Source organism: Hansschlegelia zhihuaiae (genome assembly GCF_004103825.1).
GTDB lineage: Bacteria > Pseudomonadota > Alphaproteobacteria > Rhizobiales > Methylopilaceae > Methylopila > Methylopila zhihuaiae.
The window spans coordinates 124,630-147,924 of sequence record NZ_RYFI01000013.1; the positions used below are offsets into that span (position 1 = coordinate 124,630).

Sequence of the window (23,295 nt, forward strand, 5' to 3'; positions counted from 1 at the left end):
AGCACGATCGCGTCCTCGCCGGCCTCGTCCCAGCCGAGCTCCTCGAGCTCCTCTGGGCCGGTCAGGCGGTAAAGGTCGGCGTGCACGATGACGCCGCGCGGCAGGTCGTAGGTCTGGAGCAGGGTGAAGGTCGGGCTCGGCGCCTCGAGCTCCGGGTCGCCGGCGCGCGCCCTCACCAGCGCGCGCGCGAAGGTGGTCTTGCCGACGCCGAGATCGCCGCCGAGCGTGACGAGGTCGCCGGGCTTCAGCGCGCGGGCGACCGTCGCGGCGAGCGCCTGGGTCGCGGCTTCGTCCGCGAGCGCGATCTCCCACACGGGCGCCACGCCGCCGGCGCCCGCGCCGGGGGCGGTCGTGACCTTGGCTGCAGGACCCTTCATCGCGCGCCTTTGGACTGCGGGCCGCCCACGGGGAAGCGGCAGGTGACGACCGTGCCCTCGCCGGGCGTGGACTGCAAGGCGACCGATCCGCCGTGGAGCTCGACCAGCGAACGCGCGATCGACAGGCCGAGCCCGACGCCGCGATGGTGGGCACCGGCCGAATGGCTCTCGAAGCGGTCGAACACCTTGTCGATCATCTCGGGCGCGATGCCGGCGCCCTGGTCGGCGACGCGGAACACGACGTCGTCGCCGTCGCGCTGGGCCGCGACCCGGACCGCGACGCCGGGCTTCGAGAAGCCGATGGCGTTGGCCAGCAGGTTGAACAGCACCTGGCGGACCCGTTTCGGGTCGCCCTCGAAGGTCCCGACGCCGTCCGCGACGTCGACGTCGAGTCCGAGGCCCGCTTCGGCCAGGCGGTCGCGGACGCCCTCCGCCGCGGCTTCGATCGCGGCGCGCGGGTCGACCGGCCGCCGCTCCAGCTCCATGGCGCCGGCGTCGATGGTCGCAAGGTCCAGGATGTCGTTGATGATCGCAAGCAGCGCGAGCGAGGACGAGACGATGTGCTCGACATATTCCTTCTGCTTCGGGTTGAGCTCGCCGACGCGGGGGTCGCCGAGCAGCTGGCCGAAGCCGATCGTGTTGGTGAGCGGCGAGCGCAGCTCGTAGGAGACGTTCTTGACGAAGTCGACCTTGAGCTTGTCGGCGGCCTCGAGCGCCTCGGCGCGCTCGCGCTGGACGCGCTCGGCGTTCACGCTGTCGGTCACGTCCGTGAAGGTGGTGAGCGTGCCGCCGTCGGGCAGCGGCAGGGTGATGACGTCGACGATCGTGCCGTCGTCGAGGTCGATGCGGGCCGCGACGCGGTGGCGCTCCTCCGGCATCGCCGTCATCGCCATCTTGAGCCGGCTCCAGAGCTCGGCGTCGTGGTGGCGCGCTCCGCAGGCCGCGAGGATCTGCTCGGCGTGGGGCCGGTCCTTGAGCGCCTCGGGGGAGAGCTTCCAAAGCGCCTCGAAGGCCGGGTTGTGGAGCCGGAGACGCCCGTCGGAGCCGAACACCGCGACCGCCTCCTTGAGGTGGTCGATGGTCTCGCTCTGGACCTTCGTGAGCGCGTTGAAGCGGCTCTCGAGCGCCAGCCGCTCGGTGACGTCGTCGAACAGATAGGTGACGCCGCCTTCCGGGTTGGGCGAGGCCACGACGCGCAGCGTCCGGCGGTCCGGCAGGTGCCACCAATGCTCGCGCGGCTCGATCGCCTGATAGGCTTGGTGGAGCTGCGTCTTCCAGGTGCGGAAGTCGGCCTCCTCGGGGAGCTTCCGGTCGGCCCGCAGCCGGTCGAGCACCGCGCCGTCGGTCGGGCCGCCTTCGAGGAAGGCGGGGTCGAGCCCCCAGAGCCGGGCGTAGGCCTGGTTGTGGAAGGCGAGCGCGCCGTTGGCGCGGAAGATCGCGACCGCGGTGGCGAGCTCGTCGAGCGTGCGCCGATGCGCGTCCATCTGGCGGGACAGGTCGGTGCGGACGTCCTCGAGTTCGGAGACGTCGATCGCGATCGCGGCCGAGCCCCCCTGCGACGGCGCCTCCACGATGTCGAAGATCCGCCGCGAGCCCGCGAACACCGCCGGCGCGCGCTTGCGGTAGACATGGCCGGCCTCGACCGCGCGGCGCGCGGCGGCGCGAAGCGATTGATCCAGGAACTCCGCCCGGCTCTCGACCGCAGACGTCCCGTCCTTGGCCTCGACGGCCCGCGCGTAGGCTTCGTTGGCGTAGGTCAGCCAGCCATGCTCGTCGCGCGTCCAGACCGGCTGGATCAGCGACTCGATCAGCGCCGTGAAACGGCCGAGCGCGCCGCGCAGCGCGGCGTTCTCGGTCTCGATCTCGGCGCGCGCCAGCCGTTCGCCGGTGACGTCGCGCAGCCGTAGCGAGACGGCCGCGCCGATTGGCCGCCCGTCGGCCTCGATGTGGCCACCCTCGGGCGTCCGCAGCATGAGACGGAACGGCTCGCCGCGCTCCCTCAGCGCCGAGAGGCGATGTTCGAGGGCGCGCGCCGTCTCGGGTTCGAGCCAGGCGCCGAAGGCGAGCAGACGCCGGCCGGGCGGCAGGCCGGTCAGCTTGGCGGGATCGCCGACGGTCTCGGGCTCGGAGCGGCCGCTGCGCCAGGTGACGGTCAGCCTGTCGTCGGCCGCGAGCTCGGCTTCGGCCTGGTCGAGGCGGGTGTGGAGCGCGCCGCGTTCGCGGCCCCATGCGGCGGATGCGTCGGCGAGCTTGCGGCGGGCGCGCAGAAGCAGCACGGAGGCCGCGACGGCGACGAAGATCGCGCCGAGGAACAGCGCGAGCGCTGCGGCCTCCTCGGCCGCGAGCCCGGCGGCCTGGGCCTGGTCGATGGGCGCGGCGACGAACAGAATGGACGTCGCGGCCGTCACCAACGCGGCGCTCGGCCGAGACCATCTCGACATCTGGTGAAGCCCCCGACGTCGACGTCGCAGGCCCAAGCCCGCCGACGTCCCAAAGCGCCGTCGCCCCGCGACGCCTTCCCGAATCGGTCACCAACCTAGACCAGTCAGGACTCCGAGCTAAAGAGTCCTGGCGGCCACGCTCGGGGTAAATCGCTCCGCGCCGGCCGTCTTGTGGAAGGTCGCGGGGCGCAAAAGAGCTCCCTCCCCGCGGACGCGGGGAGGGAGCTTTCGAACCGCCTTGGCGGAGCGATGGTTCAGTAGCGGTAGTGTTCGGGCTTGAACGGGCCGGCCTCTGGCACGCCGATATAGCTCGCCTGCTTGTGCGAGAGCTTGGTCAGCTTCACGCCGATCTTGCCGAGGTGGAGCGCCGCCACCTTCTCGTCGAGCCGCTTCGGCAGGGTGTAGACCTCGTTGCCGTAGCGGCCGTCCTTATTGTTCGCCCAGAGCTCGATCTGCGCGAGCGTCTGGTTGGTGAAGGACGCCGACATCACGAAGGACGGGTGACCGGTCGCGTTGCCGAGGTTCACGAGGCGGCCTTCCGACAGCACGATGATGCGCTTGCCGTCCGGGAACTCGACCTCGTCGACCTGCGGCTTGACGTTGTCCCACTTGAAGTTCTTCAGCGCGCCGATCTGGATCTCGCTGTCGAAGTGGCCGATGTTGCAGACGATCGCCCGGTCCTTCATGGCGCGCATGTGGTCGACGGTGATGACGTCCACGTTGCCGGTCGCGGTCACGAAGATGTCGGCGCGGGTCGTGGCGTCCTCCATCGTGGTGACCTCGTAGCCCTCCATCGCCGCCTGCAGGGCGCAGATCGGGTCGACCTCGGAGACCATGACGCGGCAGCCGGCCTGGCGGAGCGACGCGGCCGAGCCCTTGCCGACGTCGCCGAAGCCCGCGACCATCGCGACCTTGCCGGCCATCATCACGTCGGTGCCGCGGCGGATCGCGTCCACCAGCGACTCGCGGCAGCCATAGAGGTTGTCGAACTTCGACTTGGTCACCGAGTCGTTGACGTTGATCGCCGGGAACAGCAACTCGCCCTTCTTGGCGAGGTCGTAGAGGCGATGGACGCCCGTGGTGGTCTCCTCGGTCACGCCTTTGATGGCGTCGGCGTTCTTCGTGTACCAGCCCGGATTGGTCTTCAGCCGCTTCTTGATCGCGGCGAACAGGATCTCCTCCTCCTCATTGGTCGCGCCGTCGAGGAAGGCCACATCGCCGCCTTCGGCGCGCTTGCCCAGATGGATGAGGAGCGTGGCGTCGCCGCCGTCGTCGAGGATCATGTTCGGCGTGCCGCCGTCGGCCCACTCGAAGATGCGGTGGGTGTACTCCCAGTACTCCTCGAGGGTCTCGCCCTTCACGGCGAAGACCGGAGTGCCGGCCGCCGCGATCGCGGCCGCGGCGTGGTCCTGCGTCGAATAGATGTTGCACGACGCCCAGCGGACGTCGGCGCCCAACGCCTTCAGCGTCTCGATCAGCATCGCGGTCTGGATCGTCATATGCAGCGAGCCGGCGATACGCGCGCCCTTCAGCGGCTGCGACGCGCCGTACTCCGCGCGCACCGACATCAGGCCGGGCATCTCGGTCTCAGCGATCGCGAGCTCCTTGCGGCCCCAGTCAGCGAGCGTGATGTCCTTGACGATGTAGTCCTCGGCGGGAGCTTCCTTGCGGGCGGCGTTCGAAGCGCTCATGCGGGCGTGTCCTTTCGGTTGGTCGTGCCGGGGCCCAAACCGCTTGAGGCGGCCCCGCGATCGAACTCGTTCGTCCGTAGCATGCCGGCTGCCGACGTTCAATAAAGATATAAAGAACTCTTTATGTCAGCCCGCCGCACCGAAGCGCGCGCGCGCCGTCGCCCGTCGCGGCGACGGATCACATGCATGAGGGAAGGTTCAGCGGGTCGGCAGGAGCATCGCCACCAGCGACGGGGTCGGCGCACGGGCGATCCGCGTCACGCCGGCTGCGCCGCGGGTGAGCTCGAGCGACGCATAGGCGAGCCCGTCCGGACCGTAGGCGACGAAGCGGCCGAACGCGGCGTCGACCCGGCCGTCCCCGACCGTCGCCAAGGCGAAATCGTCGGGAGCGGCCAGCCGGTCGCGGTCGATCCGGACCGCGATTGCGAGCGCCGCCTCGTCCAGACGGGCGGTCCGCGGGACGTCGTCGAACACGAAGGCGTCCTGCGCGTCGAACGCGGCGGAGCCTTCGGTCGCAGACCAGGGCTCACCGACGATCGTCGTGGCGGGGTGCTCGTCGCTCCAGGGCCATGGATCCGCCGCCGCGGCCCAGCTCGCCGCGACGACCGTCGCGAGCGCTGTCAGAAGAGCCCGGATCACGCGCGAATCTCGCGGCGGAAATGCGTCATGACGTCCCTTGTAGGCTGATCCGCTGTCATGTCCGAGCCCGAAAGCAGGCTATGGGTCGGTTGGTCGCGGTCGTGACATTTGGGCCGCAGGACGGCGGGATGGCGGCGCGGAGGTGGCGACCATCCGGTCGGTTGCGCGCAGGATGTCAAGAAAGTGAGCGGCCTGCCCGGTCGATGACGGTCTCGTGGGATGACAAGGGGGGGCGCGCCGACCATCTCTCTCCGTGACGCCACGACCAGATTCCGATCGAAAGGCCGCAGATGTCCCTCGCCTCCGTCGCCCGCCGCGCCGCCGTCGTCGCTGCGGCCGTGCTGCTTCTCGGCGCGACGCTCGTCCCGCAGGACGCCGACGCCCGCGCGGGCCGCGGCGGCAGCTTCGGAAGCCGCGGCTCCAAGACCTTCTCGGCGCCGCCTCCGACCGCGACCGCTCCGGGCGCGGCCCCCATGCAGCGCTCGATCACGCAGCCCGGCCAGCCGGGCTCGCCGGCGGCCGCGCCCTCCGCGGCGAACCGGCCGACCTCGCGCATCGGCGGACTGTTCGGCGGCGGGCTCGCGGCCGGCATCATGGGCGGCCTGCTCGGCGCCGGCCTGTTCGGCCTGCTCTCCGGCTCGGGCCTGTTCGGCGGCCTCGGGTCGATCTGGTCGCTGCTCGGCCTCGCGATCCAGATCGGCATTGTGGTGCTGGTCGTCCGCATGGTCATGAAGTGGATGCGCAGCCGCCAGCAGTCCCAACCGGCCGCGGCAGGAGCCGGCGCGGGTTCGCCGTCGGGCTATCGTTTCGACGGGCCGGGAGGCGGCAGCGCCACGGGCTCACGCTACGGCTATCCGGGCTCGGGCGGCTTGTCCCCAGGGGCCGGCTACGGCGCCGGGTCTTCCTATGGCGGCTCGTCCCACGACGGCGGGGAGATCGAGCTCGAAAAGGAAGACTTCGACGCGTTCGAGCGACTGCTCTCGGAGGTGCAGGAGGCCTGGTCGCAGCAGGACCTGTCGCGCCTGCGCGGCATGGCGACGCCCGAGATGGTCGAGATCTTCGGCGAGGACCTGGCCGCCGATGCGAGCCGCGGCGTCGTCAACAAGGTGACGGGCGTCAAGCTGCTGCAGGGCGACCTCGCCGAGGCCTGGCATGAGGACGGCCGCGACTACGCGACCGTCGCGATGCGCTACGAGCTGGTCGACGTCACCGAGGAGCGCGACACGGGCCGGATCGTGGAAGGCGACAGCCAGCCGGTGGAGACCACCGAGCTCTGGACGTTCCTGCGCGCACCCGGCGGCCGCTGGCTGCTGACGGCGATCCAGCAGGCCGAATAAGTTCGGACGGCGGCGGCGGGGAGCGGAGCCCTACTCCTCCTCGCCGAACTTGTTGGCGACGAGCGTCGCCAACGCGTCGACGGCCGCTTCGGCGTCCGCGCCTTCGGCCTCGACCTCGATCGTCGTGCCGGGGCCGGCGGCGAGCATCATCAACCCCATGATCGACGTGCCGCCGACCGTCTCGCCGGCGCGGCTGACCCACACCCTGGCGTCGAACTTCTCGACCGTCTGGACGAACTTCGCGGAGGCGCGGGCGTGCAGGCCGCGCTTGTTGGTTATCGAGAGCTCACGTGAGAATCGGCCGCGGCCGTTCGCAATCGACTCGCTCTGCACCGGCGGCTCGATCATTTGACCGAGAGCACTTGGCTCGCGACATTGATGTATTTGCGCCCGGCCTCCTGGGCCTGAATGACTGCGGCGTCGAGCGGCAGCGTCGGCCGCACGGTCGCGAGCTTGATCAGCATCGGCAAATTGATGCCGGCGATCACCTCGACCTTTCGCCCGTCCATGCAGGAGATCGCGAGGTTGGAGGGCGTGCCGCCGAACATGTCGGTCAGCACCGCGACGCCGTCGCCGGTGTCAACCTCGCGGACGGCCGCCAGGATGTCGCCGCGCCGGAGCTCCATGTCGTCCTCCGGCTCGATCGTGACCGTCGCGATCTGGTTCTGCGGGCCGACGACATGTTCGAGGGCGGCGCGGAACTCACAGGCGAGGCGCCCGTGGGTGACGAGTACGAGGCCAATCATGCAGTCTCCGCGCAAAATTCATTGCGCTCCGGTCAGAGGCCGCCGCGCGCCACCCTTGCGCAGTCGGGCCGGATGAACGGCGCGCTCCGGCGCCGATGACGCAATCTTTTCATGTTGCGGCGCGAACGCAAGGGCCAAAGGGCCACATCCCACGGCCGTCCGTCCCGGATCGAGACAGTCGAAGGCAAGCGCCGGCGCCGAGGGGTCCCCGATCCTCAGCACAAGCCGAGGAAGCGACACGCCTTCGAGATTTCGTATGCGCCCGGCGTCGTCGGGCATCCGCTCCGGATCCGCCTCGAGGTCGATCACAAGTCCGAGCACGACCTCGCGCAGCGTCTCGACATGCGCGATCCCCGCGCCACGCCGCTCGATCAGGCCGGCGATCGAGGCCGGCGCCGAGGCGATCAGCCGTCCGTGCCGGCGCTCGATCAGGGTCCTGTCGTCGGCGACGAGCCGGGCGAACCTTCCGCGCGACCGGGCGAGCTCGACTAAGGCGGCCGACAAAGCCGACTTGCCCGACCCCGATGCGCCCCGGATCAGCGCGCCGCGCTCGCCCACCACGACGCAATTGGCGTGGATCGACGGCGTCGCAGTCACGCCAGCGCCGCCGGCAGGCGGACCATGAAACGCGCGCCCGCGACCCTGGTCTGGCCGTCGACGACCTTGGTCCGGTTCTCGGCGCTGATCGTGCCGCTATGGGCCTCGACGATCTGCTTCGAGATCGAGAGGCCGAGCCCCGAATTCTGCCCGAATCCCTGCTCCGGGCGGTCGGTGTAGAAGCGCTCGAAGATCTTCTCCATCGCGTCCTCGCGGATGCCGGGCCCCTGGTCGTCGACCAGGATCTCGACGAAACGCCGCGATCGCCGGCACGTCACCTTCACGACCGAGCCCTCCGGCGAGAACGAGCGCGCGTTGTCGACGAGGTTGGTCATCACCTGGCCGAGCCGCGAATCGTGGCCGAGCACGAGATAGGCGTCGCGGCCCTGGGCGGCCTCGACGATCCTGAGCTTGACCGTGACGCCGTCATTCCTCGGCGCGCCGTTCTGCATGTCCACCACCATGGAAAGCAGCTTCACGACGTCGACCGGCTCCGCCTCCTGGCGCTGCAGTTCGGCGTCGAGCCGGCTCGCGTCGGAGATGTCGCTGATCAGCCTGTCGAGCCGCCGTACGTCGTGGCCGATGACCTCGAGCAGGCGCGCGCGCGCCTCCTCGGTCTTGGCGAGCGGCAGCGTCTCGACCGCGGAACGCAGCGAGGTGAGCGGGTTCTTCAACTCGTGGGCGACATCGGCCGCGAAGCGCTCGATGCCCTCGATGCGCGCATAGAGCGCGTTGGTCATGTCGCGGAGCGCGCCGGACAGATGGCCGATCTCGTCCGTGCGGCTCGTGAAATCCGGGATCTCGGCGCGCCGCGACATGCGGCGGCGCACGCTCTCGGCCCCGTCGGCGAGTTTTCTGACCGGACCCGCGATCGTGCTCGCGAGCAGCAGCGACAGCACGATCATCACCGCGGCCGCCACCAGGAAGACGCGCAGGATCGCGCCGCGCTCGGCCCGCACGATCGCGTCGATGTCGCCGCCCTGGGTCGACAGCAGCAGTGCGCCGGTGACCGCCCGGAAGCGCTGGATCGGCACCGCGACCGAGACGATGATCTCGCCCGCGTCATTGACTCGCACGATGCTCTCCGGCGATCCGGTGAGCGACTTCGACACCTCCGGGTAGCCGCGGCCGTTCGCGGCGCCGAGCTCGGAATAGAGCGGCAGGTCGGTGCGCCGCAGCAGGCGGTTGATCGCCTGGCCGATTCGGTCGAGCAGGTTCGGGTCGCGGCGCTGCGGCGGCAGGTCGAAGCGCAATATGTCGCCCCGGGCGTAGAGCGACCGCGAGTCGAGCAGCAGCGAGCCGTCCCGGTCGTAGATCCGCGCGCGGGTGCGGGTCGGCGTCACGAGGCGGCGCAGGACGGGGGCGACCCGCTCCGGATTGATCGGGAATTCGAGGCCCTGGAGGCCTTCCTCGGCGGGGGAGGCGGTCTGGCCGAGCTGCAGCTCGAGCAGCTTGTCGGGGTCGACATAGAGCTGGTTGGTCTCGACCGTCGCCTGCGAGGCGATCGCGCCCGCGATGATCTCGCCCTGGATCAGCAGGCTCTGGACGCGCGCGTCGATCAGCCCGGCGCGGAACTGGTTGAGGTAGAGGATGCCCGAGACCAGCGCCACAAGGCCGGCGAGGTTCAGCACCACGATCCGGCGCGTCAGGCTCGAGAAGCCGACGACCTTCAGCGACGCGAACGCGCCCTTGAGGCGCGCGCTGATCGTCTGCGGGCGCGCCTCGTCGTCCGCGTCGGTATGCACGATTTCGTCGGCGCGCTCGGCTTCGACGCTCATTAAGCCAAAGACCTATCGGCTGAGACGCCGGCCCGCCAGCGGCGCTCAGACCTCCTTGAAGCGATATCCTACGCCGTAGAGCGTCTCAATCATGTCGAAATCGTCGTCGCAGGATTTGAACTTCTTCCGGAGCCGCTTGATGTGGCTGTCGATCGTGCGGTCGTCGACATAGACTTGGTCGTCATAGGCGGCGTCCATCAGCGCGTTGCGGCTCTTGACGACGCCCGGCCGCATGGCGAGCGCCTGCAGGATCAGGAATTCGGTGACCGTGAGCGTGACCGCCTCGCCCTTCCAGGTGCAGGTGTGGCGCTCGGGATCCATCATCAGCTGCCCCCGCTCGAGCGCCTTGGAGTCCGCGCCCTTCACGGCGCCGGCGGCCTGCGGATCCTTGGCCGCGGCGCGGCGCAGCACCGCCTTCACGCGCTCGACCAGCAGGCGCTGCGAGAACGGCTTCCGGATGAAGTCGTCCGCACCCATCTTGAGGCCGAACAGCTCGTCGATCTCCTCGTCCTTGGAGGTGAGGAAGATCACCGGCAGCTCCGACTTCTGCCGGAGACGTCTCAGCAGCTCCATCCCGTCCATCCGCGGCATCTTGATGTCGAAGATGGCGAGGTCCGGGGGCGTCGAGCGCAATCCTTCGAGCGCCGTCGCGCCGTCATTGTAGGTCTGTATCCTGTAACCTTCGGCTTCGAGCGCGATGGATACGGACGTCAGAATGTTGCGGTCGTCATCGACCAAAGCGATCGTCGGCATGGCGCCTTCTTTTATAGCATAGACTTTCGCGCATGAACCGTTCCGGCATGGCTGAATTGTGACGTAATGTCCAACGTCCAAGTTTTCGGGCCGATTCCACCACAGAAATGACGTCAGGGACCGAGCATGATCACGTCTGACACGCAGGCCACGGAACACCCTGCGCCGCCGTCCTTCGATCCCGTCGCCGCTTCGCGCGCGCTTTTGAGAGCCGCGCGACGCGCAAGCCTCGCGACGATCGACCAGCGCTCAGGCCAGCCTTACGTCTCCCTGATCAGCCTGGCCACCGACAAGGACGGCGCGCCGCTGCTCCTGGTCTCGGACCTCGCGCGCCACACGGCGAACCTCAAGGCCGATCCGCGCGCGAGCGTGCTGTGCGCCGAGGTCGGCTCGGGCGATCCGCTGGCTCATCCGCGCGTCACGCTGTTCGGCCGCTGCGTCCCGGTCGACAAGGCGGACTTCAGGCGACGCTGGCTCGCCCGCCAGCCCGAAAGCGAAATGTATTACGGCTTCGCCGACTTCAACATGCTTCGGCTCGAGCCCGAAGGCGGGCATCTGGTGGCGGGCTTCGGCCGCATCGTCGATCTCGACTGGGCGCAGTTGAGGACCGAGACCGACGGCGCCGAGGCGCTGTTCGAGGCCGAGCCGGGGATCGTAGAGCATATGAACGAGGATCACGCGGACGCGACGCGGCTCTACGCTACGGCGCTGCTCGGCGCGCGCGACGGCGACTGGCGCTTCGAGGGCTGCGACCCGCTCGGCGTGGAGATCGGGCTCGACGGCGAGGCCCGGTATCTGCCGTTCCCCGAACGGGCGACGAGTTCGGGCGACGTGCGCAAGGCGCTTGTCAAGCTCGTCGGCGACGCGCGCGCCCGGCTTGCCGCATCCGCGGCGGCCTGACGATCCGACGTCGGCTCGACCGCCGAGCCCCTTTCATCGGCGGCGCGCCTTGCATCGGCGCCGGCCAAGGGGCGCGTCCTGTTGCGATCGACGATCGGCGTTGTCGATCGCATCATACGAAAAGGCGATATCATTCAATCGGGATTAATGTGCCGTTCAGGCGGTATGAATGATAGGACAGGGCGGCTGACAGAGTTGGTTGTTTTGGCCCGATGCGCTCGGGCGGCTTTTGCGACCGTCCTGTCATGATCGCGCCGATTTTCGCTGTTTCGTGAGGATGAGGGAAATGAACGCAGCCCCCGAATTCGCGGACGGGCCCGTCCACACGGAGGAAACTGAATTGCGACAGACCGGCGTTTGGAACGCGTCGCATGGCGCCGAGGCGTTCGGCTTCGAAGGCCTGAGCGGGGTCAATTGGAACCTCGGCACGGCGACGCTGGTGGAGCGCGCCGTGCGGCGCGGCGAGGCGAGCCTCTCGGCTTCCGGCGCGCTGACCGCCGAGACGGGCGTCCACACCGGCCGTTCGCCGAAAGACAAGTTCGTGGTGCGCGACGAGTCGACCGAGAACGAGGTGTGGTGGGACGCGAACGCCGCGATCACCCCGGAGCAGTTCGAGGCGCTGCGTGAGGACTTCCTGGCCCATGCCCGCGGCCGCGAGCTGTTCGCGCAGGACCTCTATGGCGGCGCCGACCCCGCGCATCGCATCAAGGCGCGCGTGTTCACCGAATACGCCTGGCACGCGATGTTCATCCGCACGATGCTGATCCAGCCTTTGCGGAAGGAGCTCGAGAGCTTCATCCCGGAGCTCACCATCCTCGACTTCCCGAGCTTCCAGGCCGACCCCGCGCGCCACGGCGTGCGGGCCGGCACCGTGATCGCGGTCGACTTCGCGCGCGGCGTCGTGCTGATCGGTGGGACGTCCTACGCCGGCGAGATGAAGAAGTCGGTCTTCACCGTCCTCAACTACCTGCTGCCCAAGAAGGGCGTGATGCCGATGCACTGCTCGGCCAACGTCGGACCCGACGGGGACGCGGCGGTGTTCTTCGGCCTGTCCGGCACCGGCAAGACGACGCTCTCGGCCGATCCCGCCCGCACGCTCATCGGCGACGACGAGCATGGCTGGGGGCCGGACGGCCTGTTCAATTTCGAGGGCGGCTGCTACGCCAAGACGATCAAGCTTTCGGCCGAGCAGGAACCCGAGATTTACGCCGCGGCCCAGCGCTTCGGCGCGATCCTCGAGAATGTGCCGCTCGATCCCGACACCCGCGAGCCCGATTTCGACGACGTCTCGCGGACCGAGAACACACGCGTCGCCTATCCGCTGACGTTCATCCCGAACGCGAGCGTCGATGGCCGCGCGCCGCATCCGAAGAACATCGTGATGCTGACCTGTGACGCGTTTGGCGTCCTTCCGCCGATCTCCAAGCTCACGCCGGCCCAGGCGATGTATCACTTCCTCTCGGGCTACACCGCGAAGGTCGCGGGCACCGAGAAGGGCGTGACGGAGCCGCAGGCGACCTTCTCGACCTGCTTCGGCGCGCCCTTCATGCCGCGCAACGCGGCGGTCTATGGCGAGCTGCTGAAGTCGCTGATCGCCGAGCACGGCGTCGATTGCTGGCTGGTCAACACCGGCTGGACGGGCGGCGGCTTCGGGACCGGCGGGCGCATCCCGCTCAAGGCGACGCGCGCGCTGCTCACCGCCGCGCTCGACGGCTCGCTCAAGGACGCCGAGTTCCGCACGGAGCGGTTCTTCGGGCTCGAGGTGCCGACCGAGGTCCCAGGCGTCGAGGTCGAGCTGCGTCCGCGCCGCGCCTGGGCCGACAAGCCGGCCTATGACGCCGCGGCCCGCAAGCTCCGCGACATGTTCCAGTCGAACTTCCGCGCCTATGCGGACCATGTCGACGACGACGTCCGCGCCGCCGGCCCGCAGGAGTTCCGCGAAGCCGCGGAATGATCGCGGCCGCCAAGGCCGAGACTTCGAAGGGCCGCGGCGCTGGGAAGCGCCGCGGCCTTTTTTGTTCTGGCCTAAAGGCGAGAACGCATGAGGCCGAAACGTTGAAACACCGCGCGTCGTCCCGGCCGAAGTGCCGGGACCCATTGCCGCAAACGACGCAAAACTGCCGAAGACGCGGCGCCAATGGATTCCGGGACAAGTCCGGAATGACGGTCTCCTACTTGCGGCGGCTGGCCGTTAAAGCAAGAAGTCGTCGGCGCTCAGATCCTTGATGCGAAGGTCATAGATTTCGAGCGTGTCCTCGTTTGTGAGCTTGAACGCCACGAAGCCGTCATTGGGCTCCGCCCGTTTCATCAGGTCGTTGAAGCTCTTGAAGCGGAACGAGGTGAGGTCGATCTGCTCGGTCGCCCGGTCGAAGCCGTGGATGATGACGTGGACGTCGTCGCCATTGCGGATGCGGTACTGGTCGACGCCCGTGCCGCCGGTGATCTCGGCGCCCCCCGTCAGCACTGTGAAGATGTCGGCGCCTGCGCCGCCGTCGGCCGTCGCCGACGTGCCTTCGAAGAAGATGACGTCGTTCCCGAGGCCGCCCTCGATTGATCCGGAGAAGGCCTGGGCGGAGATCGAGTCGTTGCCCTCGCCCCCGAGGATCGTATCCATCTCGACGCCCGTGTCGGTCGAGAGCACGTCGTCGCCGTCGCCGCCGTCGATGATGTCGGAGCCGGTCGATCCGTCGATCGTGTCGTTTCCGTCCATCCCGCTGAGGATGCTGGACTCGCCCTTCGCGGCCTTCAGCGTGTCGCCGAACTTCGAACCCTGGACGTTGTTCAGCCCGTCGAAGGTGTCGACGTCGCCGGCCGCGCCTTTGGCGATCCCGGTCTGGAGCGAGACCGTCACGCCGACCTTCGAATAGTCGTAGGACAGGATCGCCTGCCGGCCGCCATGGATCTCGTCGGCCCCGAGGCCGCCGATCAGTTTCGGCAGCACGCCGTCGACGTCCCCGACCTTGGCGACCTTGAGCACGTCGTTCCCGGCGCCGCCGTCCAGCAGGCCGAGACCCGAGACCTGGTCGTTCCCGTCTCCGCCCTTGAGCCAGCCGGCGCCGAGCAGCGTGTCGGCGTCCGCGCCGCCGTTCATATCGTCGGCCTTGCCCTGGAAGGCCTCGAGCCAGGTGAACACGTCGTCGAAGGCGATCTGGCTGTCGGAGAGCGTGTCCTTGCCCCCGCCGCCGTCCAGCACGTCGTCGCCCTGCAGGCCTGTCAGCTGGTCGTTTCCCAGCCCGCCGAACACAGTGTCGTCGCCGAGCCCGCCCGAGAGGGTGTCGTTGTCGGCTTCGCCGGAGATCAGGTCGCCGCCCGCGCCGCCCAGCACGGTGTCGTTCCCCGCGCCGCCGTTCAGCGTGTCGATCCCGCCGCCGCCGTCGAGCCTGTCCGCGCCGTCGCTGGCGTTGACCGTGTTGTCGGCGTCGTCGCCCACGATCGTGTCGGCGAGCAGCGTGCCGCGAACGCTCTCGATTTCGGAGACCTTGTCCTTGTCCCCGAAGCTGTCGGTCGCGGTCTTCTTGTCGAGCCTGACGACGACGCCGCGGTCGCCGAGCTCCTCGAGGAAGTTCAACAGGTCGACGCCGTCGCCGCCGAAGATGCGGTCCTTGCCCTCTCCCGCCACGATGGTGTCGTCGCCCTCGGCGCCGTTGACCTCGTCGTCGCCGTCGCCCGCGAGCATCGAGTCGTCGCCGAGATCGCCGTTGATCTTGTCCGCGCCGTCGCCGCCGTCGACGAGGTCGTTTTCGTCGCCCGCCTGGATGAAGTCGGCGCCGTCGCCGCCGTCGAGCGTGTCGAAGCCGCGGCCGCCGTCGAGCGTGTCGGCGCCGTCGAGGCCGTTCAGGATGTCGGCGGCGGATTCGCCCGACAGCCGGTTCTCGCTGTCGTCGCCCGAGATCGTGTCGGCGAAGCGCGAGCCTATGGCGTCGTCCACGAAGGCGATGCGGTCCGGAAATTTCTTGCTGCCGTCGATCGCTGTGCCGGCCACGAGGTCGATGACGACGCCTTTCTTTGCGTCCGAGTAGTCGACCGTGATCTGGCGATAGTCGTCGTCGTCATCGTCGAGCGTGTAGGGCAGCGAGACGCCGCCCGCATATGTGCGCCCGTCGTCGACGGTCAGGATGATGTCGATGCCGGCGCCCGGCTTCCAATGATATTCGCCGCCCGTCACAGGCGCGAGCACGTCGTTGCCCTCGCCGCCCTCGATCACATAGTCGAGGGGCAGGTCCTGCGAGGTCGCGAACTCGCTCTGGAAGCCGTCATTTCCCGAGCCGAGAATGACGGTCCCGGAGGAGCCTGCGTTGACGCGCACGCCGTCGCCGCCCGCCCCGGCGTCGATCGTGTCTTCGCCGCCCCGATTCAGGATGAAGTCGTTGCCGGAGCGCGCGGTGACGCGATCGTCGCCGAAGCCCGACTGTATGGTGTCGCCGCCGAGCAGCACGGCGTCGTCGTTCGGGCCTAGGCCGCCGACGATCGTGTCGTCGCCGTCGCCGGCGTCGAGACTCGACGCGTCGCCTGAGCCCTCCGACGTACGGTTGATCGTGATCTTGTCGTCGCCGCCGCCGGTCACCAGCGTCCGGACGAACTCGACGCCGACGAGCTTGAACGGCCCATTGACGGTCGCGCCGTTCTCGTTCTGCACGAAGGTGACGTCGGCCGCCTCCCTGAGGGTGATCTCCGCGACGTCATAGCCGGCCCCGCCGTCGAGCGTCGCGTTCTGGCCGAAGGCGAAGTCCGCGACGATGTGATCGTCGCCGTCTCCGCCCGAGGCGCGGTCCTGGTCGGAGAGTCCGATCAACTCGTCATTGTCAGCGCCGCCGTCCAACGTGTCCTTGCCGCCGTCGCCGACGCCGCCGGCCGAGAGCGTGTCGTCGCCGTCGCCGCCATTGACCTCGTCGCCGTCGAGGCCGCCGTTCAGGCTGTCGTCGCCGTCCTCTCCGTTGACGACGTCGCCGCCCGCCTCGCCGAGCGCGAAGTCGTCGTCCGCGCCTGTGTCGATCTGGTCGTCGCCGGCGCCGCCGAACACGACGTCGTTTCCGGCGCCGGAGTCGATGGCGTCGTCGCCTTCGCCGTCCCGGAAGTTCTCGCCGGTGACGTACTGGTAGCGGTCGCCGTCGATCGTGTCGTCGCCGTCCGCGGTGTTGACGACGTCATCCCCGGCGCCCGCCAGCACCCAGACGTCGAGGACCGAGCTCTTGACGTTGATCAGGTCGCTCGAAAACCCGTCGCCCCCCTCGTCGGCGTGCGCCCAGACGAGGTTCTCAGCGCCGGTCAGATTGACGTTGATGGTCCAGCCGCCGCCGACATTGGTCTTGTAGATGACGCCGTTGCCGTTGAGCGTGCCTTCCGGGTGATGGTTCTCGTCGGTGACCGTCGGCATGTCCGCTCCCCCGCAGGCCGTGGACTATCACGGCCACGTGAGACGCTAGCGCGACGGGTGTCTTTCGACGTCCGTAGTTCTCCGTAGGCCGTGCGCGGCGCGCGCCCTAAAGGAAGAAAACCAGGGTCAGGATGACGAAGCAGGGCCCCAGCACGCCCCAGCTCCAGGCCATGTAGCCGAAGAAGCTCGGCATCGCGACGCCGCGGTTCCGGGCGATCGCCAGCACCATGAAGTTCGGCGCGTTGCCGATATAGGTGAGCGCGCCCATGAACACCGCGCCGCCCGAGATCGCGGCCAGCGTCGAGGCGAGCGGGCCCATCAGCTGCTGGGCGTCGCCGCCCGCGAGGTTGAAGAACACGAGATAGGTCGGCGCGTTGTCGAGCACGCTCGACAGCAGGCCGGTCAGCCAAAAATAGATCTCGTCGCGCGGCGCCCCTGTTTCGTCGGAGACGAGCGCGACCAGCGGCGCGGCCGCGCCGTCCCGGCCGGCCTTGAGGATCAGCAGCACCGGGATCAGCGTCACGAAGATCGCGGCGAAAAGCTTAGCGACCTCGCGGATCGGCTCCCAATCGAAGCCGTTGCGCTCCCGGAGGTCGGTCGGGGTGATGGCGAGCGAGACGAAGGCGAGGACCACCAGGACCGCGTCGCGCACGACCGCCTGCAGCGGGACATGCGTGCCCCAGACGTCGAACTCGATTCCCGGCTTCCAGACGCCGCTCATCAGGATCGCGCCGACGACGCCCGCGAGCAGCAGGACGTTCTGGAGGCCCAACACCCCGACCCGACTGTCGGGCGTCGGGTCCGGTTTCTTGAGGCCCTCCTCGCGGGCGTAGAACCAGCGGTCGATCACGTAGAACAGCGGCAGCAGGATCGCGACGAGCGCCAGCGTCTCCTTCCCGAGATGCGTCGTCGTCCAGAAGAAGTCGACGCCCTGCAGGAAGCCGAGGAACAGCGGCGGGTCGCCGAGCGGCGTCAGCGAGCCGCCGATGTTCGACACCAGGAAGATGAAGAACACCACGACATGGGCGTTGCGGCGCCGGTCGTCATTGGCGCGCAGCAGCGGCCGGATCAACACCATCGAGGCGCCGGTGGTGCCGATGACGGAGGCGAGCAGCGTCCCGATCGCCAGGATGCCGGTGTTCACCGCCGGGCTGCCGTGGATGTTGCCCTTGACCAGCAGCCCGCCCGAGATCGTGAACAGCGAGAACAGCAGGATGATGAAGGGGACGTATTCGAGCAGCGTGGCGTGGACGACCTCGGAGGCGACCGGCCCGAACCCCTCGACGGCGGCGAACGGAACGAGCAGCGCGAAAGCCCAGAAGGCGGCGATCTTGCCATAGTGGTGGTGCCAGAGATGCGGCGCCGCGAGCGGCAGGACCGCGATCGAGCCGAGCATGCCGACAAGCGGCAGCGCCCAGACAAGCGACAGCTCGCGTCCCTCGACATGGCCGTGGATCAGGGCTCTGAGCGGCGCGTCGAATGCGACGAGCAGAGCCACGACCGCGACTGCGGCAGCGCCGAGAAAGCCAAGGCGGCGCAGAACGGGTCGGCTCATTGCTCGTGACGTCACGGCGCTCCTCCTGTCGGACGCCTCGGCCTTGCGGGCGCGGTGCTTAGTAGAATGCGGCCGGCGCGCAGCCAAGCGCCGGGCCCAAAAGGCTTGGTGATCGCGCGACGGAATTCTGAGGACCGCGGGAGGCGCCCCTGCGGCCGAAGCGAACCGAGGTCCGAGCCGGCAAGCAATCCGAGAAAATGATCGCGTGATAGTCTTGCGCGCCGGGGCCTGACGATCTGTATAGATCGTCGATTTCGAAGTATCCTTCTTGCAGCGGCGCGTGACAGGGGGGCTCCGGATGGGCACGCTGGTCGTCGAGATACTCGAAGACGTCGTCGCGAACGACGGCAAGCTGTCGCTGCGCGAGGCGATCGACAGGGCCGGCGCCGGTGATGTGATCACGTTCAAGTCGAGCCCGGAGGGCGTCGTCACGCTCGACCGGTCGATCGTGATCGAGAACGGCAAGTCGGTGACGATCGACGGCGGCGGCGACGTCCGCATCTCCGCGATCCAGAGCGCCATCGTGGTCGAGGACGGCGCCGCGCTGACGCTCCGCGACGTAAATCTGCAGGGCGGCGTCAACGGCGCGTTCAGCACCGGCGCTGGGACGCAGGGCGCGGATGGCGAGCATGGCGCGCAGGGGCAGGGCGCCCAACAGTCCGGGCAGTCCGGCACCAAGGGCGGCGACGGCGAGGGCGGCGAGGATGGCGGCAAGGCAGCCGACGCCGGTGACGCCGGCGGCCTCCTGCAGAACTTCGGCGCGGTCACGCTGGATCACGTCCAAATCCACGGAACCGGCTATGGCGGCGGCGCGGCGCCGGGCGGCGGCGGCGGCAGGGGCGGCTGGGGCGGCCTCGGGGGCTACGGCCTCGGAGGCGGCAACGGCGCCGACGGCGGCGACGCGGGCGACGGCGGCCATGGCGGGGACGGGGGCGACGGCGGCGACGCGATCGGCTCGATCTACAACGCCGGCGAACTGACGCTGATCGACAGCGTGATCGGCGGCACGGCGCAGGGCCGGGACGGCGGCGTCGGCGTGTTCGGCGGCGACGGCGGCCGCGGCGGCTATGGGGGCAACGCCGGCGGCGGAAATGGCGGCAATGGCGGCGACGGCGGGCATGGCGGCGACGGAGGGGACGGCGGCGACGGCGGCACGGCGGTCAGCGCCATCCTGAATGACGGCGAGATCACGGTCATCGGCGCCGCCCTGATCAACGGCGCCGTCGCCGAGGCCGGTCTCGGGGGTCTCGGCGGCCGGGGCGGCCTCGGGGGCGACCGCGGGCTCGGCGGCAACCAGAACGGCGAGGGGCCCCGCGGGCTCGACGGCAAGGACGGCGAAGACGGGGTCGACGGAGCCGAGGGCCGGGACGGCGACGCGTTCGACGTGCTGGACCGCGGGGACATCGACGGCAAGCTCGGCTTCGACGCGCATTTCTTCGAGTTCGGCGGTGGCGCTGGAGTGCCGTCGGGGATCAGCGTCGAGAACAAGGCCGGCGCGCGGACGGAGTTCTCGGCCACGGTGACGATGGTCGGCGACGGGTTCGACGAGGCGTCCGTTCAATGGCGCCTGGTCGTCGACGGCGGGCTGAAGGCGGCCGACTTCGTCGGCGGCAAGCTGCCGACGGGCAAGCTGACCTTCGAGGGCGACGGCTCGGTCACGGCTGAGATCGAGTTTGCGCTCAAGGCGGGCGTCAAGCTGCCGAAGGATACGAGCTTCGACATCGTCCTGTTCAACCCGAGCAAGGGCGATTTCCTCGGCAGCGGCTTCACCGTCTCGGCCGACATCTTCCGGGTCACCGCCGGCGCCGACAAGGTCGGCGGCACGAAGGGAGACGACGACCTCTCCGGTCTCGGGGGAAGCGACACGCTGGCCGGCGGAGCCGGCGACGACAGCCTCGACGGGGGAGCCGGCGCGGACCGTCTGACAGGTGGCGGGGGAGCCGATCTCTTCGAGTTCGCCCGCAAGACCGACAGCGTTCAGGCCTCGCGCGATGTGATCGTCGGGTTCAGCCAGAAGGACGGGGACGCGATCGACCTGCTGTTCGACGCCGACGAGACCGAGCGGGGCGTCCAGGATTTCACGTTCCGGGGCGAGAAGGGGTTCAACGACGTCGGACAAATCCGCTTCGAATATGACTCCCGCCAGGACGTCACGCGCGTCGAAGCCAATCTCGACGGCGACAAGCAGGCCGAGTTCACCTTCGACGTCGCGGGCCGCGTCAAGCTGACGGCGGACGATTTCCTGATCTGAGCAAGAGCCGGCCTGCCGTCCGATCGCCGATCCGACCGCGCCGTCTCCGCCCGTTCCCGAAAATTTTCGGCGACCGGCGCCCCGGCCCTCCGCCGGCGGCGATGGGTTGGCGCAACTAACCTTATGAAATAACGAGAATATTCGCCGGTCGCACCGCAAAACTGTGTCGGACCTTCATCGGCAAACGGTAAGATGCCGTCAGTTTTGTGCATCACGCATGCATGAATAGGGCTGATGCTGGCCAAGGATCGCGAGCCGCGGCGAGCCTGTCGTCGCGCCACGTCTCCAACGCCTTGCAGGGCGAGTCGCCGGGAGAGACGCACATGGCAGACCGAAACGCGCAGGCGGTTGAGCGCCGGATGGCCGGGTCGCGACGCGCCATCCGCGTCATGCGCCGGTTGGGGGCGCTCGCGGCCGCGATCGTCCTCGCCGCCGCATTCGCGGGCTTCGGTTCCGCCTCGGCCGCCGGTCCGGAAACGGCCGCCGCCTCGAGTGGAACTCCGCATGCTCCGGCCGCCGACGCCTTCACGATCTGCGCCGACCAGACCTACGCCCTCTGCGCCGCCGCAAAGTGCACGATGTTCAACGATGTGGCCTATTGCAGCTGCGACGTGAAGAAGGGCGACAGCATCAGCCTGACGCAAACCTTCAAGAATGGCGATGTCTGCGATTTCAACGCGAAGGGGCCGGACAACGGCTATATGGTCAGCACGTTCAGCACGCCGCCCTCGGTGGTGAAGCCGGCCGGCGACCAGGCGATCTACACCTGTGAGGCCAGCACGTCAGACGGCGCCTATGCGCAATGCGACGGCGGCGTCTGCTTCAAGAGTTCGAAGGGCCAGAACTTTCCGGGTCTCGGCAAACTCGAGAACAACGAGATCGTCTGCGCCTGCCCGACCGTGACCGGAGACCCGGACACGGCCAAGATCGGCTATCAGATCGTCGGCCCCTACCCGTGCCAGGACAGTTTCTTCAATTTCTGCAAGAGCAGCAAGGCCAATACGGACAATGGCTCGCCCCTCTATGTCGGCGCGCCAACCGGCAGCGCGAAGCAGCTGAGCAGGAAGCTCTCGGGCAAGGACTTCAGGTTCAACCAGTGCGTGGAGGGCGGCTGAGCGTTCTTCGGCGGCCTACGGCTTCAGATTGGCGGGGATCGCCCCGGGCGCGGCCGTGAGCGAGATCGTGACCCGCCGGTTGGCGGCGATCTGCGGAGCGTCGGGGAACATCGGCTCTGTCGCGGCGCGTCCCTGCACGCTCTTGAACCGGTCGTCAGGCACGCCGGCGGCGGCGAGCAGCCCCCGCACCGCGCTTGCGCGGTCGGCGGAGAGCCGCCAGGGATCGATGTTCGACGCTTCCGAGACGCCCGCGGCCGTGTGTCCCGCGACCGCGATCGGGTAGCCCAGCGCCCGCAGCGGCTGGGACAGCGCCGAGAGCGCGTCCGCCACGCGCTGGGAGGGCGCGGAGGAGCCCGGCGGAAACATCGATCGCCCGTCCTCGTCGACGAGCGCGATCGAGACGCCGTCGTCCGAGCTCTCGACGATGATCTGGTTCGACACGTCGGCGATCTCCGGCATCGCGCGAAGCGCCTGGCGGAGCGACGCGGCCGCGCGGGCGAAGCCGCGGGCGTCGACGTCCTTGTCGGCCCGGCTCTCGGAGAGCGGGCCTGCCAAGTCGGAGGTCTCCTCCGGCGTCTTGGCCTCGTTGTTCTTGAGCTCGGTCCGGGCCGGCGAGCCCTCGATGTCGATGAGGCCGTCGGCCACGACCTCCTTCTGCTCGCCAAAAGCCTCGCGCATCGAGCCGGCGACGATCGCCATCTTCTTCTTGTCCTGCGTCGAGAACGCGACGAGGACGACGAAGAAGGCCATCAGCAGGCCCATCAGGTCGGCGAAGGTGACGAACCAGCCGTGGCCGCCGGCGTGGCCGGCATGCTTCTTCCTGGCCATTTAGGCGGCCGCCTCGGCGAGTTCGGCCCGGTGTTTCTCCGGCAGGTAGGCGAGCAGCATCTCCTTGATGACCGCGGGGCTCTTGGCCGCGCGAAGCTGCAGCACGCCGTCGATGACGAGCGTCTGGTTGAGCTCGTCATGGTTGAACTTGATGGTGATCTTGTCGGCGATCGGCAGGAAGAAGAAGTTCGCGACCACCGCGCCGTAGAGCGTCGCGAGCAGCGCGATGGCCATGAAGGTGCCGAGCTTCGAGGGGTCGGACATCTCGGCGAACATCTGCACCATGCCGATCAGCGTCCCGATCATGCCGAAGGCCGGCGCGCAGTCGCCGATGCCGCGGAACACCTTGGCGGCCATCTCGAGCCGATGAAGGTTGAGGTCGCGTTCGCGCTCCAGGGTCTCGCGGATGAAGTTCTCGTCGAAGCCGTCGGCGACGTAGCGGACGCCCTTGGCCAGGAACGCGTCGTGCGGCGTGGCCTTGTCGAGGCCGACCGGGCCGGACTTGCGCACGATCTGCGCCATGCCGGCGATCTCGGCGATCAGGTCGCGGGGATTCGAGTGACCGCCGCCGATCCCGAAGCAGGTCTTGATGGCGGTCGGGAATGAGGAGAGGAAGGCGCCCATCTCGAAGCGGATCAGCGTCGCCGTCATTGCGCCGCCGAAGATCACGATCACCGCGTGCTCCGAATAATAGCGCTCGAGGCCGCCGCCCTCGTGGATCAGAAAGCTGAGGACGCCGACGCCGCCGACGAAGCCGATAATGCTGGCGAAATCCATGATCGTCCCCGAACGCAGCCAGGCGCACACGCCTTCGCCGTCGGGCGGCATGGTGAAGATTCTGGGTTAAGGCGGGGTGAAGGCGCCTTTTTCAGGCGATTCCGATTTTGAGGAGGTCGTGGATGTGGACGAGGCC

18 protein-coding genes are annotated in these 23,295 nt (G+C 68.8%); 5 read left to right on the forward strand and 13 right to left on the reverse strand.

Going from position 1 to position 23,295, the window contains the following annotated elements:
- The 4 genes from tsaE to EK403_RS14245 form a co-directional block, all read right to left on the reverse strand.
- On the reverse strand, nt 1–377 hold a 377-nt coding region (gene tsaE, locus EK403_RS23255), incomplete at its 3' end, for a tRNA (adenosine(37)-N6)-threonylcarbamoyltransferase complex ATPase subunit type 1 TsaE (RefSeq protein WP_128778161.1).
- Nucleotides 374–2,785: a sensor histidine kinase gene (locus EK403_RS14235; RefSeq protein WP_245479706.1), complete on the reverse strand. Its 2,412-nt coding sequence runs from the start codon at nt 2,783–2,785 to the stop codon at nt 374–376. The genes tsaE and EK403_RS14235, both read right to left, overlap by 4 nt.
- A gap of 287 nt (nt 2,786–3,072) precedes the next feature.
- A complete protein-coding gene (ahcY, locus tag EK403_RS14240; protein WP_128778141.1) occupies nt 3,073–4,509 on the reverse strand; it encodes an adenosylhomocysteinase in 1,437 nt (478 codons plus the stop codon).
- Nucleotides 4,510–4,707: 198 nt separating this feature from the next.
- Complete coding sequence (locus EK403_RS14245) at nt 4,708–5,148, reverse strand: hypothetical protein (protein WP_128778142.1); 441 nt, start codon at nt 5,146–5,148, stop codon at nt 4,708–4,710.
- Nucleotides 5,149–5,438: 290 nt separating this feature from the next.
- On the opposite strand from EK403_RS14245, the gene EK403_RS14250 reads away from it, so the two are divergent.
- Complete coding sequence (locus EK403_RS14250; RefSeq protein ID WP_128778143.1) at nt 5,439–6,485, forward strand: Tim44 domain-containing protein; 1,047 nt, start codon at nt 5,439–5,441, stop codon at nt 6,483–6,485.
- 30 nt (nt 6,486–6,515) lie between these two features.
- Here the strand turns inward: EK403_RS14250 and EK403_RS14255 are convergent, their stop codons facing one another.
- From EK403_RS14255 to EK403_RS14275, 5 genes are read right to left on the reverse strand one after another with little or no spacing between them, the layout of a single operon-like run.
- The gene (locus EK403_RS14255) at nt 6,516–6,833 is read right to left on the reverse strand and encodes an HPr family phosphocarrier protein (RefSeq protein WP_128778144.1); all 318 of its coding nucleotides are present in this window, start codon (nt 6,831–6,833) and stop codon (nt 6,516–6,518) included.
- Nucleotides 6,830–7,231: a PTS sugar transporter subunit IIA gene (locus tag EK403_RS14260; protein WP_128778145.1), complete on the reverse strand. Its 402-nt coding sequence runs from the start codon at nt 7,229–7,231 to the stop codon at nt 6,830–6,832. The genes EK403_RS14255 and EK403_RS14260 overlap by 4 nt, the downstream gene beginning before the upstream one ends.
- 18 nt (nt 7,232–7,249) lie before the next feature.
- Nucleotides 7,250–7,828 carry an HPr kinase/phosphorylase gene (locus tag EK403_RS14265; protein WP_128778146.1) on the reverse strand — a complete coding sequence of 193 codons (579 nt, stop codon included), beginning with the start codon at nt 7,826–7,828 and terminating at the stop codon, nt 7,250–7,252.
- The gene (locus EK403_RS14270) at nt 7,825–9,606 is read right to left on the reverse strand and encodes a sensor histidine kinase (protein WP_128778147.1); all 1,782 of its coding nucleotides are present in this window, start codon (nt 9,604–9,606) and stop codon (nt 7,825–7,827) included. Before EK403_RS14270 ends, EK403_RS14265 begins: the two co-directional genes overlap by 4 nt.
- A gap of 45 nt (nt 9,607–9,651) precedes the next feature.
- Nucleotides 9,652–10,359 carry a response regulator transcription factor gene (locus EK403_RS14275; protein ID WP_128778148.1) on the reverse strand — a complete coding sequence of 236 codons (708 nt, stop codon included), beginning with the start codon at nt 10,357–10,359 and terminating at the stop codon, nt 9,652–9,654.
- Between the two features lie 126 nt (nt 10,360–10,485).
- Here EK403_RS14275 and EK403_RS14280 point away from each other — a divergent pair, with 126 nt between their 5' ends.
- Entirely contained in the window at nt 10,486–11,259 is a 774-nt protein-coding gene (locus tag EK403_RS14280; RefSeq protein WP_128778149.1) for a HugZ family pyridoxamine 5'-phosphate oxidase, read from the forward strand.
- Nucleotides 11,260–11,599: 340 nt separating this feature from the next.
- Nucleotides 11,600–13,213 (forward strand): phosphoenolpyruvate carboxykinase, encoded by a 1,614-nt coding sequence (locus tag EK403_RS14285; protein ID WP_128778162.1) that lies wholly within the window; start codon nt 11,600–11,602, stop codon nt 13,211–13,213.
- A gap of 237 nt (nt 13,214–13,450) precedes the next feature.
- Here EK403_RS14285 and EK403_RS14290 read toward each other — a convergent pair whose 3' ends face one another.
- Together EK403_RS14290 and EK403_RS14295 are read right to left on the reverse strand one after the other, a co-directional pair.
- A complete protein-coding gene (locus EK403_RS14290) occupies nt 13,451–16,633 on the reverse strand; it encodes a calcium-binding protein (RefSeq protein ID WP_128778150.1) in 3,183 nt (1,060 codons plus the stop codon).
- Nucleotides 16,634–16,739: 106 nt separating this feature from the next.
- Nucleotides 16,740–18,188: a sodium:proton antiporter gene (locus EK403_RS14295; protein WP_128778163.1), complete on the reverse strand. Its 1,449-nt coding sequence runs from the start codon at nt 18,186–18,188 to the stop codon at nt 16,740–16,742.
- A gap of 298 nt (nt 18,189–18,486) precedes the next feature.
- On the opposite strand from EK403_RS14295, the gene EK403_RS23655 reads away from it, so the two are divergent.
- Nucleotides 18,487–20,439, forward strand: coding sequence for a calcium-binding protein (locus tag EK403_RS23655; RefSeq protein ID WP_128778151.1), 1,953 nt, complete (start codon nt 18,487–18,489; stop codon nt 20,437–20,439).
- Nucleotides 20,440–20,762: 323 nt separating this feature from the next.
- A complete protein-coding gene (locus tag EK403_RS14305; RefSeq protein WP_206659548.1) occupies nt 20,763–21,554 on the forward strand; it encodes a hypothetical protein in 792 nt (263 codons plus the stop codon).
- A gap of 15 nt (nt 21,555–21,569) precedes the next feature.
- Here EK403_RS14305 and EK403_RS14310 read toward each other — a convergent pair whose 3' ends face one another.
- Both EK403_RS14310 and EK403_RS14315 read right to left on the reverse strand, forming a co-directional pair.
- Nucleotides 21,570–22,382, reverse strand: a complete 813-nt coding sequence (locus tag EK403_RS14310; protein WP_128778153.1) for an OmpA/MotB family protein — start codon at nt 22,380–22,382, stop codon at nt 21,570–21,572.
- Nucleotides 22,383–23,159, reverse strand: a complete 777-nt coding sequence (locus EK403_RS14315; protein ID WP_128778164.1) for a motility protein A — start codon at nt 23,157–23,159, stop codon at nt 22,383–22,385.
- Nucleotides 23,160–23,295: the final 136 nt, after the last annotated feature.

Coding starts and splice junctions, on each gene's coding strand:
- ahcY (WP_128778141.1), bottom strand. CDS start 4,509: ATGAGCGCTTCGAACGCCGCCCGCAAGGAAGCTCCCGCCGAGGACTAC.
- EK403_RS14250 (WP_128778143.1), top strand. CDS start 5,439: ATGTCCCTCGCCTCCGTCGCCCGCCGCGCCGCCGTCGTCGCTGCGGCC.
- EK403_RS14255 (WP_128778144.1), bottom strand. CDS start 6,833: ATGATCGAGCCGCCGGTGCAGAGCGAGTCGATTGCGAACGGCCGCGGC.
- EK403_RS14260 (WP_128778145.1), bottom strand. CDS start 7,231: ATGATTGGCCTCGTACTCGTCACCCACGGGCGCCTCGCCTGTGAGTTC.
- EK403_RS14270 (WP_128778147.1), bottom strand. CDS start 9,606: ATGAGCGTCGAAGCCGAGCGCGCCGACGAAATCGTGCATACCGACGCG.
- EK403_RS14275 (WP_128778148.1), bottom strand. CDS start 10,359: ATGCCGACGATCGCTTTGGTCGATGACGACCGCAACATTCTGACGTCC.
- EK403_RS14280 (WP_128778149.1), top strand. CDS start 10,486: ATGATCACGTCTGACACGCAGGCCACGGAACACCCTGCGCCGCCGTCC.
- EK403_RS14290 (WP_128778150.1), bottom strand. CDS start 16,633: ATGCCGACGGTCACCGACGAGAACCATCACCCGGAAGGCACGCTCAAC.
- EK403_RS14295 (WP_128778163.1), bottom strand. CDS start 18,188: ATGAGCCGACCCGTTCTGCGCCGCCTTGGCTTTCTCGGCGCTGCCGCA.
- EK403_RS23655 (WP_128778151.1), top strand. CDS start 18,487: ATGGGCACGCTGGTCGTCGAGATACTCGAAGACGTCGTCGCGAACGAC.
- EK403_RS14305 (WP_206659548.1), top strand. CDS start 20,763: ATGGCAGACCGAAACGCGCAGGCGGTTGAGCGCCGGATGGCCGGGTCG.
- EK403_RS14310 (WP_128778153.1), bottom strand. CDS start 22,382: ATGGCCAGGAAGAAGCATGCCGGCCACGCCGGCGGCCACGGCTGGTTC.
- EK403_RS14315 (WP_128778164.1), bottom strand. CDS start 23,159: ATGGATTTCGCCAGCATTATCGGCTTCGTCGGCGGCGTCGGCGTCCTC.